This is a genomic window from Ewingella sp. AOP9-I1-14 (assembly GCF_052375995.1).
Lineage (GTDB): Bacteria > Pseudomonadota > Gammaproteobacteria > Enterobacterales > Enterobacteriaceae > Ewingella > Ewingella allii.
Map to the genome: position 1 here is coordinate 263,683 of NZ_JBQSVA010000003.1, position 17,617 is coordinate 281,299.

General features: G+C 49.1%; 12 protein-coding genes and 1 tRNA gene. 7 read left to right on the forward strand and 6 right to left on the reverse strand.

Annotated elements, in window-relative coordinates:
* Positions 1 to 85 precede the first annotated feature (85 nt).
* Entirely contained in the window at positions 86 to 958 is an 873-nt protein-coding gene (locus tag ACT3RT_RS11115) for a phosphorothioated DNA-binding restriction endonuclease (RefSeq protein ID WP_496202976.1), read from the forward strand.
* A gap of 217 nt (positions 959 to 1,175) precedes the next feature.
* Here the strand turns inward: ACT3RT_RS11115 and ACT3RT_RS11120 are convergent, their stop codons facing one another.
* The 3 genes from ACT3RT_RS11120 to ACT3RT_RS11130 all read right to left on the reverse strand — a co-directional run bounded on the left by ACT3RT_RS11120 (position 1,176) and on the right by ACT3RT_RS11130 (position 7,569).
* Positions 1,176 to 4,457, reverse strand: a complete 3,282-nt coding sequence (locus ACT3RT_RS11120) for a type I restriction endonuclease subunit R (RefSeq protein ID WP_496202977.1) — start codon at positions 4,455 to 4,457, stop codon at positions 1,176 to 1,178.
* Positions 4,458 to 4,547: 90 nt separating this feature from the next.
* The gene (locus ACT3RT_RS11125; protein WP_254303063.1) at positions 4,548 to 5,975 is read right to left on the reverse strand and encodes a restriction endonuclease subunit S; all 1,428 of its coding nucleotides are present in this window, start codon (positions 5,973 to 5,975) and stop codon (positions 4,548 to 4,550) included.
* Entirely contained in the window at positions 5,965 to 7,569 is a 1,605-nt protein-coding gene (locus tag ACT3RT_RS11130; RefSeq protein WP_496202978.1) for an N-6 DNA methylase, read from the reverse strand. The genes ACT3RT_RS11125 and ACT3RT_RS11130 overlap by 11 nt, the downstream gene beginning before the upstream one ends.
* An 834-nt stretch (positions 7,570 to 8,403) precedes the next feature.
* Here ACT3RT_RS11130 and ACT3RT_RS11135 point away from each other — a divergent pair.
* Both ACT3RT_RS11135 and ACT3RT_RS11140 read left to right on the forward strand, forming a co-directional pair.
* On the forward strand, positions 8,404 to 8,958 hold the full coding sequence (locus ACT3RT_RS11135; protein ID WP_496202979.1) for a hypothetical protein: 555 nt from the start codon (positions 8,404 to 8,406) through the stop codon (positions 8,956 to 8,958).
* Between the two features lie 904 nt (positions 8,959 to 9,862).
* On the forward strand, positions 9,863 to 10,180 hold the full coding sequence (locus tag ACT3RT_RS11140; RefSeq protein WP_496202980.1) for a hypothetical protein: 318 nt from the start codon (positions 9,863 to 9,865) through the stop codon (positions 10,178 to 10,180).
* Positions 10,181 to 10,265: 85 nt separating this feature from the next.
* On the opposite strand, the gene ACT3RT_RS11145 is transcribed toward ACT3RT_RS11140, so the two are convergent.
* Positions 10,266 to 10,350: transfer RNA gene (locus ACT3RT_RS11145), tRNA-Leu, on the reverse strand.
* 127 nt (positions 10,351 to 10,477) lie between these two features.
* The gene (gene allS, locus ACT3RT_RS11150; RefSeq protein ID WP_496202981.1) at positions 10,478 to 11,404 is read right to left on the reverse strand and encodes an HTH-type transcriptional activator AllS; all 927 of its coding nucleotides are present in this window, start codon (positions 11,402 to 11,404) and stop codon (positions 10,478 to 10,480) included.
* A gap of 220 nt (positions 11,405 to 11,624) precedes the next feature.
* Between allS and allR the strand changes: the two genes are divergently transcribed.
* The 4 genes from allR (at position 11,625) to ACT3RT_RS11170 (ending at position 16,686) form a co-directional block, all read left to right on the forward strand.
* On the forward strand, positions 11,625 to 12,437 hold the full coding sequence (gene allR, locus ACT3RT_RS11155) for an HTH-type transcriptional repressor AllR (protein WP_496202982.1): 813 nt from the start codon (positions 11,625 to 11,627) through the stop codon (positions 12,435 to 12,437).
* Positions 12,438 to 12,576: 139 nt separating this feature from the next.
* The gene (gcl, locus tag ACT3RT_RS11160) at positions 12,577 to 14,373 is read left to right on the forward strand and encodes a glyoxylate carboligase (protein ID WP_496202983.1); all 1,797 of its coding nucleotides are present in this window, start codon (positions 12,577 to 12,579) and stop codon (positions 14,371 to 14,373) included.
* Positions 14,370 to 15,149: a hydroxypyruvate isomerase gene (gene hyi, locus ACT3RT_RS11165; RefSeq protein ID WP_496202984.1), complete on the forward strand. Its 780-nt coding sequence runs from the start codon at positions 14,370 to 14,372 to the stop codon at positions 15,147 to 15,149. Before gcl ends, hyi begins: the two co-directional genes overlap by 4 nt.
* Positions 15,150 to 15,417: 268 nt before the next feature.
* Positions 15,418 to 16,686 carry an MFS transporter gene (locus tag ACT3RT_RS11170; protein ID WP_496202985.1) on the forward strand — a complete coding sequence of 423 codons (1,269 nt, stop codon included), beginning with the start codon at positions 15,418 to 15,420 and terminating at the stop codon, positions 16,684 to 16,686.
* A gap of 100 nt (positions 16,687 to 16,786) precedes the next feature.
* Here ACT3RT_RS11170 and allE read toward each other — a convergent pair whose 3' ends face one another.
* The gene (gene allE, locus ACT3RT_RS11175) at positions 16,787 to 17,575 is read right to left on the reverse strand and encodes a (S)-ureidoglycine aminohydrolase (RefSeq protein WP_486031451.1); all 789 of its coding nucleotides are present in this window, start codon (positions 17,573 to 17,575) and stop codon (positions 16,787 to 16,789) included.
* Positions 17,576 to 17,617 lie beyond the last annotated feature (42 nt).

Consider the following 17,617-nt stretch of genomic DNA (forward strand, 5'->3'; position numbering starts at 1 on the left):
CTTGAATAGTTTTACTGCGCAATAGTTGAATTACATATTCTTTGCGAGCAAGATCTCAACAACTTCAATCTGTTAACCTTGTGCTATGACTTCACATAAAGCATTGCAAATTGCAATTTCTAGCGTAGCTATCTGGCGTAAAGGCGACCAGTGTGCTCCACATAAACCACTGCTGTTGCTTTATGTTTTATCGCAATACTTAAAGGGGCATCCCCGACTATTTGACTATGGACAAGAGATTCACAAACCTCTGACAAAATTGCTCGCTGACTACGGCCCTAAAAGGCGTGATTACTATCCAAACATGCCCTTCTGGCGCCTGAGAACTGATGGATTTTGGACGCTTGAAAATACCGAAGGTTGCAAGCCACGCAAAGGCAATACCCAACCAACAAAGCGTGAACTAATTGAGAATCATGTTTCGGGTGGTTTCGACGAACACAGCTACCAAATACTTTGTGAAACTCCAGAAATGATTAATAAGCTAGCGCAACAGATCATGACTGAGCGTTTCCCAGAAAGTGTCCAGTTAGTTCTTGCAGACCTTTTAGGCTTTGATTTCACAGCCCTGATGAAAGCACGTGACCCGCGTTTCAGAGATATAGTCTTACGGGCATATCACTCACGTTGTGCTTTCTGTGGCTACGATCTACGACTTGACGGCGCACTCGTTGGACTTGAAGCAGCCCATATCCGGTGGAAGCAATATGGCGGGCCATGTGAAGTGAATAATGGGCTAGCGCTTTGTTCTCTGCACCATTCTGCCTTTGATAGGGGAGCAATAGGTATAGATGAACATTTTAAAATCCGTATTTCCGGCGGGGTAAACAGAAGCCCGGTTGTGGATCAGTTGTTCTGGCAACGTGATGGGCAAAAACTCTTCTTGCCACAGGACAAGGCTTTCTGGCCTGCAAACAATTTCATTGAATGGCATCAGAGTCAGGTATTTAAGAGCTGAAGTTTTATGTGTATTTCCTAACGGCCAGAACGAAAGCGCTGTTAATGAAGTTTTTTACTTATTGGTTGGGCAGTGCTCCAAATATAGTTTCGCTTTATCTATGGGCTCCGAGGGAGCTCCTAAATGGACTCATAAAAGTCTATAAATAAGAATTCATTCGGTCTGAGGTGGCAATCAGTTCCATATAAAACATCATGCCAAACCTCAATTCGATAAATCAGCTATGCAGGTACTTCTTAAAGTTCTCCGCCTGCTCCAGCACGCTCTTGTAGACCTCATCGTTGGCCACTGGAGGGAAGCCATAGCGGTGTAGCAGCAGGATAAGATCTACTTTCAGTTTAGCCTTGATGTCGTCGCGGTTGCTCCAGTCGGGATACTGGGCGCTGTCGTCAACAATCACCTTCATATCCTTGGCTAAGGCCAACATCTTGTCATCGTCATAGGTGAAGTCGTACTTCTCACACATGTGCACCAGAATATCGAGAAAGGCCTTTTCCTCCATGTCGATACCAATATCGGCAAAAGACATCATCTCAGTCTTGATGTCGTAGATCATGTCGGTCATCTGCTGGGTGAAAGTGTCGAACTCTTCACCGTTGAGCACGTCGTTTTCTTTGCGCTGATTGTACTGTTCGACCAAGGCCTGGAAACGTTTGGAGAAGTTGATCCCCTGCAGTTGGTTCACCTTTTGAAAATCACTAATAGCTTTTGCCAGCATCTTTTGCAGCAGTTGCATCCGGGTATTAGGCAACTTGATCTTGCCAATGCGAGCCATGTACTCGTCATCAAATATGTCGATGGTCTCGGCTTTATCTTCGCCTAAGGTGAAAATCTCCTCTACCCCTTCAGCCTTGAGTGCCTCGGCAATCATCTCACGCACTTTCTGGTTCATCTGCGCGGTATCCGGCGCATCGCCCTTAGTCAGTTTGTAGACAATAGAACGCACGGCCAGATAGAAATGAATGCGCTCACGCTCATCCTGAGTGATCTCTTCACTACCCACGCAAACGTCATAGGCGGCTTTCAGGCGTTTCACCAATCCCATAAAACGCAGCTCAATCTTCTTGGTCTGCAGGGCAAACTCGGCGGCCCGGTTAAGGCATTCCAGCTGTAGCGTCGGTGTGCCAGAGAAGTAACCGCGGCTATCGAAATTATGAAACACCTGAGCAAGCAGGTGTAGGTGATTACGCACCTCAATCAGCGACTGTTGGATATCTTCAAAGTTGGATTTATCAGCCTTCGAGTACATCGCTAAAGCCATATTCATTCGACTTTTGATGCCAATGTAATCGACTACCAAGCCCTTCTCTTTGCCCTCAAAGCGGCGGTTTACTCGCGAGATCGTTTGAATCAGATTGTGCTTTTGCAGCGGCTTATCGATGTAAATGGTATCAAGTTCGGGCACGTCAAAACCGGTCAGCCACATGTCCACCACAATGGCAATTTTGAAGTTGGACTTAGGGTTCTTGAACTGTTTGTCTAGCTCACGGCGGTACTCCTTAGTACCGAGCAAGTTATACATGGCCTCATCATCATCTTGGCCTCGGGTCATGACCATATTGACCAGAGGAAGACTCATCAATTCATTTTTCTCTTGCTCGGTCAGAGTGACACCATCGATAGCCTGTTTCGCCTCGAACCACTCGGGGCGCTGAAGTTTCAGTCTCTTATAGAAATCGTAGGCAATCTCGCGGCTGGCACAAACAAACATCGCCTTGCCTTTGATGGTCGAACCTTCCGTCACCCGTTTTTCGTAATGCTGGGCGAAATCCTTGGCCAATGCCTCGATGCGATCCGGATCGCCCAGGATGGAGTTCATATTGGCCGTAGTTTTCTTGCTCTCTTCAATCTGGTGTTCACTGGCACCCAGTTTTTCGCATTCTTGGTAGTACTGCTCGATCTCTTCCAGCTTACTGTTATCAAGCACCACTTTGGCAGCTCGCCCTTCGTAGACAATCCGCACCGTGATTTCATCGTTAACCGATTCGGTCATAGTGTAGCTATCGATGGTAGGGCCGAACACATCCAGAGTGGCGTCGATAGGGGTGCCGGTAAAGCCAACATAGGTCGCGTTAGGCAGCGAGTCGTGTAGATACTTAGCAAAGCCGTAGGTCTTTTTCACCGTTCCGCTTTCAGCATCGATGCTGATCTTTAGGTCGAGGTTGATCTGGCTGCGGTGGGCTTCGTCAGAAATACAGATGATATTGCTGCGATTGGAGAGCAGTTGAATATCTTCAGTAAACTTGTGGATGGTGGTCAGGAATACCCCGCCGCTCGCGCATCCAGCCAACTTGTCTCGCAGATCCTGACGGCTGGTGACCGGCTCAATCACCGCATCGCCGATAAAAGCGGTAGCATTGCAGAATTGCTTGGCGAGCTGCTCATCAAGATCGGTACGGTCGGTAATCAGAACAATGGTCGGGCTGGCAAAATCGACGCTCTTCATCAGCAGGCGGGCCAAGAACTGCATGGTGTAGCTCTTGCCGCAGCCCGTGGCACCAAAGTAGGTTCCCCCTTTACCGGTGCCACCGATATTCTCGTCGTTGGCCGCTATCTGCTTGCGCTCTTTTTTAATGTTGTAGTAAAGCTTGCGGGCGGCGTAATACTGCGGATAGCGACAGCAGATCTTCACTTCCTGTTTGCTGGTGTCTGGGAAGAAAACGAAGTTCTTTAACACGTCCAGCAGACGAACCGGATGAAATAACCCTTGGATCAGAGTGTAGAGGCCGTTGATACCATCTTGCTCGGTGGATTCATTACCGTTCACCTTGCGCCAAGCGTAGTAGAACTCGTAAGGGGCAAACAGGTTTCCCAGCTTATTGTTCACCCCGTCGCTGAGAATACACAGCGCGTTATAGACGAATAGCTTAGGAATATCGCGCTTGTAGCGCACACAAAGTTGGCGCCAAGCGTCATAGGTGGTGGCCTCTTCTTCCCGTACCGCTGATTTAAACTCGAAGACTACCAGCGGCAGGCCGTTCACATACAAGATGCCATCGGGGATGCGCAGTTGCAGCCCGCCGTCACGGGTCTGGCCTTCTATCTCCAGTTGATTAACCAACCGGTAGATATTATTGCCCACCTCGGCAATCTCTTCGCCATGCCCTGTAAATAAGCTGGCTAACTGCCCTGACAAGCTGCGGGTATCCATCAGCTCGATATAGAGGTCTTTCTTATTACGATCTTCACGTTTAAGTAAAAAGCCGTTGCTGAGCCAGTGGCAGAAGGTTTTATTGCTCTGGTAGAGGTCGCTGGCAGGAAGCGTCTGCAACTGATGGAGGATGTGAGAAATCTCCCCTTCCGTGATCCCCTCTGCCTGATACTGGTTGGCTAAATACTGGCGCAGGTCATCGGTAATCAGCACCTCACTTTTTTCTTTGCGCGGCACATTGCCACCCACAAAATGAGGGTAACAGGCTTGGCCCTCCGCATTCGAGTGCTGCCCCAGTAGGGAGATAATGGCCTGTTCCAGCTTCGCTTCCGTGAAAATATGGCTCATGGCAATGGCTTCTTATTCGTGTTGTGGTCGGTATGGCCGATCAAGTAATAACCGCCTCACCATAAATAAACCGTGCGGCGGTCAGATGATTTATGCCAATACTTCGTCTGCGGTGTCGGCCTCACTATCGCTAAGGCGCAGCTCACCGGAGATTAGCTTAGGTAGCAGAATGTCGCGAAGATTCGCCAACATATACCTTTGTTGGTTATTGGCCCGTATTTTTTCAAACCAAGGGGATATAGTTTCTCCAAATGCATTAGCTATTAACTCTCCAGAAAACGCGAATTTGAAAGAATTAAAAGTATCTCTAGTAATTGTACTAAAAACAGAACCATGGCTTCTTTGTTGCAGTTGGGATACTGACTGGCGGATAAGATAGTAAATGAAATAATCATGGATTCCATTTGTACCGATAACACCATAACAAGATTGATTCATAGCCATAGGTGTAGCAACTAGGGCACATTTACCAACAGTACCTCTAGCACTTATAATAGTTGTACCTATTCTCAAAACTTTAGTTGATGAGTTTTTAACGCCTAAATCTGTGATTTTTTTTTCGGTACTCAGTACAAATACATCACTATCATTCGGAGCATCAACTACTGAAAACCAAGGTATATCCCCACCCCAATAGCTATGTTCAGACGTTTTAGGCGTACCACCACCAATCAAATCTATCAATGAGCCTACTGGCAATGATTCCCACACCTTCGGCACCCAACCACCTAAACCAAGTGAAGGCTCCGAGCATTCCTCAAAAGCAGCAGGGAATAGCTGGCGGATATCCTCCGGCAATGGTTTGAAGTCGGCACTTTCGCGCGCAGCTTTGCGGGCCTCAACACGGCGCAGCAACTCATCAGGGAACTCTAAATCCTGCTCGAAAAAGCCTGCATCCAGCGCGTTATCAACCACGGGATCGAAGTCTACAAACCAGGATTTAAACAGGGTTTGTGCCATATTTTCTAGGGTCTTATTGACTTGGCAATTGAGAGTTATTTTTTTGTCTAGTGGCGTAAGATTAGCAATAATTACTTTTTGTGTTTCAAGTGAAGGTATGGGAATCGGTAAAGCTTTAATAGTTGCAATATTTGTATAGCCTTGAACTGAACCACCTTTAAATTTCTCTAAGATTTTTTTGAACGAGGCACTTGATATGTAGTAATACAGATACTCTGGCAGCAATTTACTTTGGGCCGGACGCAGTATTGCAACGGAACTTGAAATCCCAAAGTAATCCGTTTCCTTGTATAAATAACAATTCCCGAATGTCCCTATGATTCCCATCAGCACATCGCCAGCTTGTAACTTCCTTTGTGCTTTTTTTGTATTCGTAAATAGCTTTGAAAAACTTGATTCAGAGATAAAATCAAAATTATCAAGTTTTAATTTTCCGTCACCAATATTTTTCGACGTTAAATACATAATACCGGATACTTGTCGCTCAACTTTTGCATGGGCGCCATCAGTTATGTAACAAACATCGCCAAGAGTCATTAATGTTGTTTTATTTCCCATACCCCAGCGCCTCCATATTGGAACGAATTGCCTGATCCAGCTCTGTAGCTTCATCCAATTGTTGATAGAGGGCCCGAGTCAGCTCCTGCATCTTGGTTTCAAAAGCAATCCCATCATCCTCAATATCAGCAGCTCCAACATAGCGACCTGGAGTCAACACAAAGTCGTTGGCCTTCATATCATCAAGAGTCGCAACCTTGCAGAAACCGGCCTGATCCTGATATTGCTCGGCACCGATCTCCTTGGCCTTAATGCGGCGTTTGAGTTCGCTCTCGCTGCTGCGCCAGGCGTGGAAGGTATCAGCGATGGTGGCGATATCTTCTTTAGTCAGCTCTTTTTGGGTACGGCTCACCATAGTGCCAAGATTGCGGGCATCGATAAACAGAGTCTCACCGCGACGATCGCGGTAGCCGTATTGAGGATTGGCTTTTTTGCTTTTGCTGATAAACCATAGGCAAACCGGGATCTGGGTGGTGAAAAACAGCTGTCCCGGCAAGGCAATCATGCATTCGATACGGTCATCTTCAATCAGCTTTTGACGGATCTCGCCTTCACCGCTGCTATTCGAGCTCATAGAGCCATTGGCCAGCACAAAGCCCGCAGTGCCGTCTTCACTCAGCTTGGAAAGCATATGCAAGATCCAGGCATAGTTAGCGTTGCCGGTAGGCGGAGTGCGAAAACCAGCAAAACGTGGATCGTTGGTGAGCTCCGCTTCGTTGCGCCAGTCCTTCAGGTTAAACGGTGGATTGGCCATGATAAAATCGGCCTTGAGGTCCGGGTGCTGATCGGCAAAGAAGGTATCAGCAGCACGCTCTCCCAGATTGCCGGAAAGACCGCGTACTGCCAGGTTCATCTTGGCTAACTTGTAGGTAGTGCTAGTGAGCTCTTGGCCGTAAATGGCGATGTCCCTGCTTTTACCCTTATGACTCTCGATAAATTTGAGGGACTGCACAAACATACCGCCAGAGCCACAGCATGGGTCATAGATCTTGCCTTGATAGGGTTCGAGCATTTCAGCAAGCAAAGTCACTACTGCTTTAGGGGTATAGAACTCTCCACCACCTTTACCTTCGCTGGCGGCAAACTTGCCAAGGAAATATTCGTAGACGCGGCCTACTAGATCCTCTTCGGTCAGATCGCATTCGTTAGCGAGGGTGTCGATGTTCTCAATAGTATCAATGAGAGAAGCGAGCCTTTTCACCTCTAATCCCTGACGGGAGAAGTAGTTATCCGGCAGGGCACCGGTCAGCGACGCATTACGTTTCTCTATAGTAGAAAGGGCCGTATCGATAATCACCGCGATGTCATCTTGCTTCGCGCGGGCTTTTACAAAGGACCATCGAGCTTCTGGTGGCAGGAAGAAGACGTTATCCTGCTGATAGAAAACATCCATATCAACAAAGGCTTCCTGACCGTTTGCGATCAGTTGCTTGCGCTTAGATTCGAACTTGTCGCTGATAAATTTCAGGAATACCAAGCTCAACACTACGTGCTTGTATTCGGAGGACTCCACGCTGCCACGCAGCTGATTGGCAGTATCCCAAAGTGTTTCTTCGAAGCCTTTGCCAGCTTTCTTGGTTGGTGATTTAGCCATGTAAATGCATTCTCTTTTTCTTAAGGGAAAAACAATCGGATTCCCTCGATTTAGGAGCTAAAACCTGATGAGCGTAAACCTCATTATGGGTTAATCCCTGTGCGAGTGGTCGCCAATGTATACAAAGTTATATTGACTGGGATTATCTCATAAAATCAGCCGGACTTAATTGCCCTAGGCCAAAATGAGGACAAATTTTCTGAATGTCGGCTTTGGACCAAAATGTTGACATACTTGGTGAACATGATCGCCTGATGACGAATTGCTACAAAAGGCTCAATGGAGAACTCGACCTATATTCGCCTGGGTCACCTAAATACCTAGTTCAATTAAAGAACGGAATGTTAAAGACCTCATATGATATAAAGTAGTGCAAGTAGTAATTACCGACACCTGAAAATATTTCATTCTTAGCACTCATAACCTGGCTAATGAAATCAATCACATGTAACAGATGAGTTAGGAGTAACTGCCACCAGACAACACTACAGAGCTTTAATGGAAAATTTAAAATCTGGAAAACGACAATGATTTATCTAGTTGACGCAAATGCACTACGATCGCTGCTATCACTGCTACTTTTGCTCTTGACTGATGAAGGAAAATCTGAGAACTTAAAGCCAGAAATTAACATTATTAACAAAAACACACACTTATAATGGCTAAGGTATTTATTATAATCTTGAGCTTCAAGCCTTAAATCAATGAGGTAATATCCCTTTTCTCTTACATTATATATTTACAGTTTTAACACCCCCAACAGCAGTAGAGTAATAGTTAACCAGCACATAGCCCCACTCCTCCTCATTCAAAAAACATACAGGATTAATAAGAATGTTCAAATGGATAAGAAATATTTTAATTTCAGATTACGCCCCATCAATAATATGTCTTTTCTTACTTATAAAGATGGATTATTCAATATTTTCAAGTTGGCAAAAGAATGAATCAATAGATAACAGAGTCAAATTAGTTTTATTATTTATACATCTAATAATGATATTTGCAATTTTATCCCCGCTCACAAGTCGTTTATTATCACGGGTAAGCAATGAAGCGCTAAATAAATTCATCGCTTTACCAACACCAAGTAAAAGCATCACATACATTGATTTATATGATTTTTTAAGCGGCCTTGCGCTATCAGCCTTTTACTTATCCATTCTTTTGTTTACTGTAAAGGAGGTTTACGAGGCAACTGGATGGATTATTTCTGGGATATTTGTTTTTTTTATGTTTTTTTCTTCTATTTCAATTGCTTCCCTATCATTAATGAGATTCGTATGGCTATTTGCTAACTATAATAAATATACCTACTCATTTGTTGCTCTACTTGCAAGTAGTATGTGTATGGCTGTTCTAGGTGTTGCCATGAGAATGGCGTCATAATACTCTCCCAGCTATTATTCCTAATTTAATATATAGATACATAAATAATAATCATTGAGGAGTTAATCATCACTCAGGCACAACAACAATGTCATATTGAGGTTGTGCCATTGTCAAAAGTAAAAAATGACATTGGTGTAACGTAAATTCAATCTCTGAAGAAAACACAATCTCAAGTAAAGTCCACCTATGTTTTTTAGTGAAAAAAACAAATTATTTGTAGAGAATTATAATCCTCTTATAGCAATATAATTACCCTTACTCATTTAAAAGCCATCATTTAGAAAATGCTTAACCATTATCCTCGTGTGAATCCTTATGAATATACTTTCCTGAATAGAATTAGACTCCTGATAAATCTCCCACCGCGCTACCATATCCCCGCCTCCAACCAAGAACTTCATGTTTAAGCCCTTAAAGTTGCGGCAACAAACCTCCACTCTCATGTTATGGCCCGTAACAAGTAGCACATTCATCTCTATGCCTGAATCTAGAACGCTAAAATCAGCCCGCGCTTATATTTCATAATGCCTATACGAAACAGGGATAACTAATGCATACAACTAAGACTCCCCACTACCCCCCAATCCTGCGATCCACATTCCAAAATCACATACAAATCCCTGTAAATGCATCCAGCACATTTCTTTATGTTGATGGTGGGAATACACTCTCTTCGCTGCGGCAAAATCCGCAGCCGGAATTGGAACTCCGACTATCTGGTACTGAAAAAACTTGTTTTTTTTCAGCGGCTACGTGCACACTTTAAATCGTGGCTCAGATAGGGCAACCCTTGTGGTTGGCCGGTCGCTAGATCCGGAGTTCCAAACCTGTCTGAGCCACACCTTTAGATTGGAACCTGAAGGCGTGGTGAAATTTAAAATCTAGCAATGGAATGATCATCATGACTCACACCGAAACCACTGAAAACTCTATCACCGTATTCCGTTCACTGATTGCCGGGCTGGATTTCAGCCACTTGGAAGACACCCAGCTTTATGACCTGAGCGCATTGGCCTCCGAGTCTGCCGAAGGGCTTTGTCATGGCTTGCTGTGTCTTAGCGAAGGGCTGGAGAACAGTGAGATTGTGCCGCCAGAGGGGGTGCCTCAAATCAGTGCTTATCTAAAAGCCGTGGCGCATCTGGTGCCACTACTGTTTGAGTTGAATGAGTGTGCGAGTGACAAACTGGGAAGTCGAAGAAACGGACCATTAACTGTCTGAATTTGAGACTTAATCTTTTTGATTGAGCCAAATCGCAGACATAAAAAAAGCCACCCGAGGGTGACTTAATTTTCATACTTACTAATGGTGCCGAAGGCCGGACTCGAACCGGCACACCTTGCGGCGGTTGATTTTGAATCAACTGCGTCTACCGATTTCGCCACTTCGGCACTGAAAGTAGTATGCGGAAAACGGGTGCATTATACCTTTCCGAAGACCTCACGCAATACTTATCCTGACGGGTTTTGACTGAGTGCCGAAAAAAACGGCAAAACCGCGTCTTTCTGGCTGTTTTTACTACAAATCGAGAGTCTGAAGGGGTGAATAAAAGCCTTGAATCAGTGGGTCGTGTCGCTCGAACATCGCCACCAACTCTTTGACCACCTCGCCGCCGCGTTCGTGTGACCACGCGAGTGACAATGGCGAGCTTTGGCGGTGGTTAACCAGCGTTCTGGCGACCAGTTCCCCGCTGTCGAGATAGGACTGGCATAGCGTGCGGGGCAGAAACCCAATGCCGACGCCGCGCAGGTGGCATTGCAGCTTGGTGTTCATGTCCGCCACTTTAATCTCCTGCTGGCCCGGCAGCAGCCAGGCGACGCGTTTGGCGAGATGCACCGCCGTGTCCTCGATATTGACCGCCGGATACCAGCGCAGCTGCTCTTCGCTCAGCGTCTCCCCGCCCTGCGCCAGCGGGTGCTGCGGCGCAACCACAAACACCCACTCGACTTTGCCGAGCGGCAGAATGCTGATGCTGTTCTCCAGCGACTCCCTGCCCGCCACGCCAATCGCCAGATGGCAATCGCCATTGAGCAAGGTGTCCCACACGCCCATATACACCTGTCGGGTGATGTGGAAAGTAGTGAAGGGATAACGCACATTTAAATGCGCCAGCAGGTCGGCAACGCTGTCACCGTTATACAGTAAGTTATTGATAACAATATCAACCCGTGGCTCTACACCCTGATTGATCTGCTTGAGTTCGCCGGGCATGGAGTCGAGCCAGCTCAGCCACTGGCGGCAGCGTTCGAGCAAATAGCTGCCCGCCGGAGTCAGCGTCACGCTGCGGGTGGTGCGCAGGAATAGCTGAGTGCCAATCCCCTCTTCTAGCACTTTGATGCGATAACTGATGGTGGCCGAGGTCTTGTGCAGCGACTCGGCGGCGCGGGAAAAGCTACAGCACTCGGCAACTTTTACAAATGAACGGATTGTCTCGTGGTCCAGCATTGGCGCTCCTTGCAGGTTTGTCTCACCTCACTATGCCGCCTATTGAGCCTAAAATCCTCCCCATCTCCCCTGACCTTCATCACAAAAATGGTTTTAATTGCTGAGATAGGGAAAGCGTGCGCGAAATACAATTATGGAAATATATTCCATTTATCACTTTTAATTGAAAATTCCCTTGCTACAGTAGGGATCGAATCGACGCGATAAGAGAAAGGATGTAATGACTGAATTACGGAGAAGAGGTCGGCCTGCTCAGGAAGGCACCTCTGCGACCAAGGGCGCGCAGGCGCTGGATCGTGGGCTGGAGATCTTGCAGTTTTTGGCGCAGTCGGGGGGAAGTTCTTCGGTATCTGTGCTGTCGGAAAAGCTGGATCTGCCGCTTTCCACCACCTTCCGCCTGCTGAAAGTGCTTGAGAAATCAGAGTTTGTGTTCCAAGACCCGCAGCTGGGTTGGTGGCACATTGGTATTCAGTCGTTCACCGTCGGGTCGACGTATATGAACGATCGCGACGTGGTGTCGGTCGCCGGGCCCTTTATGCGCCGCCTGATGCTGCTCTCCGGCGAGACCGCCAATCTGGCGATCCGTAATAACATGGACGCCGTGCTGATCCGCCAGTGCGAGTGTCAGGCGATGGTGCGCATGTGCGCCCCGCTCGGCAGCCGCCTGCCACTGCACGCCTCCGGCGCGGGCAAGGCGCTGCTCTACGCACTGGATGAAGAAGAGATGCTGGATCTGATTGTGCGATCAGGTTTGCAGACTTTTACTCCGCACACGCTCAATAGCCTGATCCCATTGAAGAAGGATCTGGCGACCTCGGCCCAGCGCGGCTACGCGGTGGACCACGAGGAGCACGCGCTGGGGCTGAACTGCCTCGCGTCGGCGATTTTTGATAAGAATAATCAGCCGATTGCCGCCATCTCAATCTCGGGACCAAGCTCGCGGATGGAACCGGCGCGCTTTGCCGAACTCGGCGAACTGGTACGCGACGCCGCGCGCGACATCAGCACCGCGCTGGGTGACCCGCACACCTAGAATCTCAGGGCCTGACGTCAGCGATGGCGTCAGGTCGCACGGTCTGCCAATCACAAAGCTTCGTGCTTTTTTTTGGCATAAAGTTAAGTTGGAAAAACTTTCCAATAAATGGATTTATCGACGATAAGGAATGTAAACCATGGCTAAGATGAGAGCAGTTGATGCAGCAATGTGGGTGCTGGAGAAAGAGGGAGTGACCACCGCCTTTGGCGTGCCCGGCGCGGCAATTAACCCGTTTTACGATGCCATGCGCAGGCACGGCGGCATTCGGCATATTCTTGCACGCCATGTGGAAGGTGCGTCGCACATGGCCGAGGGCTATACCCGCGCTAAGGCAGGCAATATCGGCGTCTGTCTCGGCACCTCGGGACCGGCGGGCACGGACATGATCACCGCGCTCTACTCGGCCTCGGCGGACTCGATTCCAATCCTGTGCATTACCGGGCAGGCCCCGCGCGCCCGGCTGCATAAAGAGGATTTTCAGGCAGTGGATATTGAGTCAATTGCCAAGCCGGTGACCAAGATGGCGGTGACCGTGCTGGAACCTGCCTTGGTGCCGCGCATGCTGCAAAAAGCCTTTCATCTGATGCGTTCTGGTCGCCCCGGCCCGGTGCTTATCGATCTGCCATTTGATGTGCAGATGGCGGAGATTGAATTTGATCCCGAGACTTATTCGCCGCTGGTGCCTTACAAGCCTTGCGCCACGCAGGCGCAGATCGACAAGGCGCTGGCGATGCTGTGTCAGGCCGAGCGCCCGCTGATTATTGCCGGGGGTGGCGTGATCAACGCCGACGCGGCGGATCTGCTGCAAGAGCTGGCGGAGATCTGCAATATTCCGGTGATCCCAACCCTGATGGGCTGGGGAGCGATCCCCGACGATCACCCGCTGATGGCGGGCATGGTCGGGCTGCAAACATCGCATCGCTACGGCAATGCCACCCTGCTGGCGTCGGATCTGCTGTTCGGCATTGGCAATCGCTGGGCCAATCGTCATACCGGATCGGTGGAGAAATACGTCGCAGATCGCAAAGTGGTGCACATCGACATTGAAGCCACGCAGATTGGTCGGGTGATCTGCCCCGATCTGGGCATTGTGTCGGACGCCCGCGAAGCCCTGCTGATGCTGGTTGAATCAGCCAAACGCCTGTTCGCCAAGGGCGACCTGCCAAACCGCGACAGCTGGGTCGCAGAGTGCAACAAGCGCAAAGCCACCCTGCTGCGCAAAACTCATTTTGACCAAGTGCCGGTCAAACCGCACCGGGTGTATGAAGAGATGAATCGCGCGTTTGGTGCCGACGCCTGCTACGTGACCACCATCGGCCTGTCGCAAATCGCGGCGGCGCAGACCCTTCACGTGTTCAAACCACGGCACTGGATTAACTGCGGACAGGCTGGCCCGCTGGGCTGGACCCTGCCTGCGGCGCTGGGCGTTCGCGCCGCAGACCCCGCTCGCAAGGTGGTGGCGCTGTCCGGCGATTACGATTTTCAGTTCTTGATTGAGGAGCTGGCGGTCGGCGCACAGTTCAAACTCCCCTACATTCACGTGCTAGTCAATAACGCCTATCTGGGGTTGATTCGTCAGTCACAGCGCGGCTTCGACATGGACTATTGCGTCCAGCTTTCTTTCGAAAATATCAATAGTAGCGAGCTGGGTGAATACGGCGTGGACCATGTGAAGGTGGTCGAAGGGCTGGGCTGTAAGGCCATTCGCGTATTCAAACCGGAAGAGATTGCCCCGGCATTTAGGCAGGCTGAAAAGCTAATGAAAGAACATCAGGTGCCGGTTGTGGTAGAAATTATCCTCGAGCGCGTGACCAATATTGCGATGGGTACCGAGCTGGATAATGTCACTGAATTTGAGCCGACCACCGCGCTACAGGCTGAAGCCCCGACCGCCGTGGCTTTTAACGATTACCGCCAAGGAGAGAACTCATGAGTCGCTTTGCCGCCAACCTTTCCATGCTGTTCACCGACGTCGATTTTTTGGCTCGATTCGCTCAGGCCAGGGCCTGCGGGTTCAGCGCCGTGGAATACATCTCTCCTTATGAATTTCCGCCCGAAGTAATACAGGCCGAGCTGGCTCAACACGGCTTATCTCAGGTGCTGTTCAATTTGCCGGTAGGGAACTGGGCCGGGGGCGAGCGCGGCATTGCCTGCTTGCCAGATAGAGTGGACGAGTTCCGCCAAGGGGTGAGTCAGGCGATTCGCTATGCCAAAGCCCTGAACTGCCCGCAGGTGAACTGTCTGGCAGGTAAAGTCCCGGCGGGCAGTGACCCGCAAGTGATAGAAAAAACGCTGGTGGCTAACCTGCGTTTTGCCGCCAATGCGCTGGCAAAAGAGAACATTCGGCTGCTGATCGAGCCTATTAACAACCTTGATATGCCGGGCTTTTATCTCAACACCAGCCGTCAGGCGCTGGCGCTGATTGAGCAGGTCGGCAGCCAGAATCTCTGGTTGCAGTATGACATTTACCATATGCAAAGAATGGAAGGCGAGCTGATCCAGACCCTGCGCAACCACCTGTCGCAGATCGCGCACATTCAGGTGGCGGACAATCCGGGGCGTCACGAGCCGGGAACCGGCGAGATCAATTTCGACAACATTTTTAGCGCGCTGGATCAAATGGGCTATAGCGGCTGGATCGGCTGTGAATATAACCCGCAGGGCGACACGGCAGCCGGATTATCTTGGCTAAATCATCGACAACGTTAATCAACTCACAAAGGGAGTCACGGGAAAAATATATTATGGCGGTCTGATAGACTTTTAATCGGGACCGGGAATGATAATTACCTCTCTCCGCTCAGGGTTATTCATCACCCTGAGCGGGAACTCTACAAATAAGACCAGCCTTCATAAAAAATTATCAGGATCTTAATCCAAGGAGATAGGTATGGCTGTTTCAGAAACAATCAATGGATCATCAATTTCACAACAAATTAATAAATCAAAATTGTATCGAAAAGTTGCATGGCGAATCATGCCCATTCTATTAATCAGTTATATTGTGGGTTATTTAGATCGCGTCGGCATCTCCTTCTCTAAATTCCAAATGATGCCGGACATTTTAAATGGCAACATGGCGCTGGCGGAATCGGTATATGGTCTGGGCGCCGGAGTGTTTTTCATCGGCTATATTATTGCCGGCGTGCCGAGCAATATGGTGTTGAGTAAGTACGGTGCGCGAAAAATCATTGCGCTACTGATGGTGATTTGGGGCGGCATCTCGATGCTCAGCGTGTTTATCACCTCACCCACGCAGTTCTACATCGCCCGGTTTTTCCTCGGCATTGCCGAAGCGGGCTTCTACCCCGGCGTCATTCTCTACCTCACTTTGTGGTTCCCCTCTGGTCAGCGCGCCAAGATGACCGCCCTGTTTGTCTGCGGCATTCCCATCAGTAATATCATCGGTGGCCCGCTGTGCGGCTGGATCATTGAGCACATGAATGGCTTGATGCAGATGTCTGGCTGGCAGTGGCTGTTTTTCATCAGCGGCCCGCGCGCGCTGCTGATTGCGCTGGTGATCTTCTTCTTCCTCGACAACACCTATCAAAATGCTAAGTGGCTGACAGATGAGGAGAAAGCCATGATCCACGAGGATATGGATCAGGCCAATCAACAGCGATTGTTAAACGCCAAAAACGGTATTGTCGCCCACGAATGGACGATGAAAACCATGCTGAAATCCTCGGCGTTCACCAAAATGTGGCTGATCTGCTTCTGTACCGTGATGGGCCAAGGCGGGCTGGCGTTCTGGGTGCCGACCATTATCAAAGACACCGGCGTGAAGTCCGTTTTCGACGTCGGCCTGCTGAGCATGGTGCCTTATATGCTGGCGGTGGTGGCGATGCTGCTGGCGGCGCGTAGCTCCGATAAGCACCGCGAGCGCCGCTGGCACATCGTGGTTCCTTTCTGCATTGCCGCCGTCGCCATGGTCAGCATTGGCGTATTTCAGGACAACAAAAGCATCGTGATGTTCTCACTGTGCATCGCCGTGGCCGCCAGTCTGGTGCCTTCGCCGCTGTTCTGGAGCCTGCCGAATGCCATCTTTACCGGCACCTGCGCGGCAGCGGGCATTGCGCTGATCAACTCCATCGCCAACATTGGCGGCTTTATCTCACCCTATATCATCGGCCATTTTAAAAATGCTACTGACAGTAATTTAGTGGCGATGTGTGTGCTGGCGTCGATGATGATCCTCGGTGCGGCGCTGACGCTAACGGTGCCCGCGAAGATGGTGAATAAGTAGTAACTAATTGTCTTAGCAGAGAAAACGAGAAGCATGAAAAAAGCGCCTGGGGAGAGATCCTCAGGCGCTTTTGGTTATTTAGGTAAAACGAAATGCGGGATTAAAGCTCGGCGTCGCGATGGCAATCTTTGGAGTAGATGTAGCTAAACACCTCGTCTTTGCCCACCGCATAGCCCGCCTGCGGGCAGTACGCGCCCATAAAGATGTAGTCGCCTTTCTTCACCGGCACCCAGTCGTTGTCGAGGTTGTACATGCCCGCGCCGCTCAAGATATAAGCGCCGTGCTCCTGCACGTGGGTCTCAATGTAACCGTGGCTGGCACCCGGATTAAAGGACAAGATGTGCATGTTCATGTCAAAACCCAGCTCTTTCGGCAGGAAGTCTTGCAAGATAACGTCACTCATCCCTTCATACTCGATACGCTCAAGCTGGCTGACATTGCCGCTCACCACATACGCCTGATGGCCCGCCAATGGCTGATATTTGCGTTTGTAGAGGAACAGTTTGCTTGGTTTGCCTTCGCTATTATTATCGAGATAGAGCTTAACGCCCGCCGGGCAATATAAATATCCGCCAGTCTTCAGCGCGTAAGATTTATCATCCGCCGCCGCCATAATTTCGCCGTCAATGACATAAACGAAAGTTTCTATATCGCCACCGCCAAAACCTTGATGATTACGACCGCCGTCTAATAAAGTCACCAGATAATCCACAAAGGTCGCGCCTAATTTCGGCGTGGACAGAATGGTAATATCGCAATTCTCAAAGCCGGGAATGACGTTTTTAACTAAACCGTCCGGCTCAATTAAGGCATAGTTATGGCGTTTAATAATAGAACGTGAAGATAATACGTCGGCACGATAACCGGTCTGCTGATTAATATAACCCATGATTTTTCCTTATTTATTCCATAGGCCGATAAGAGATATCGG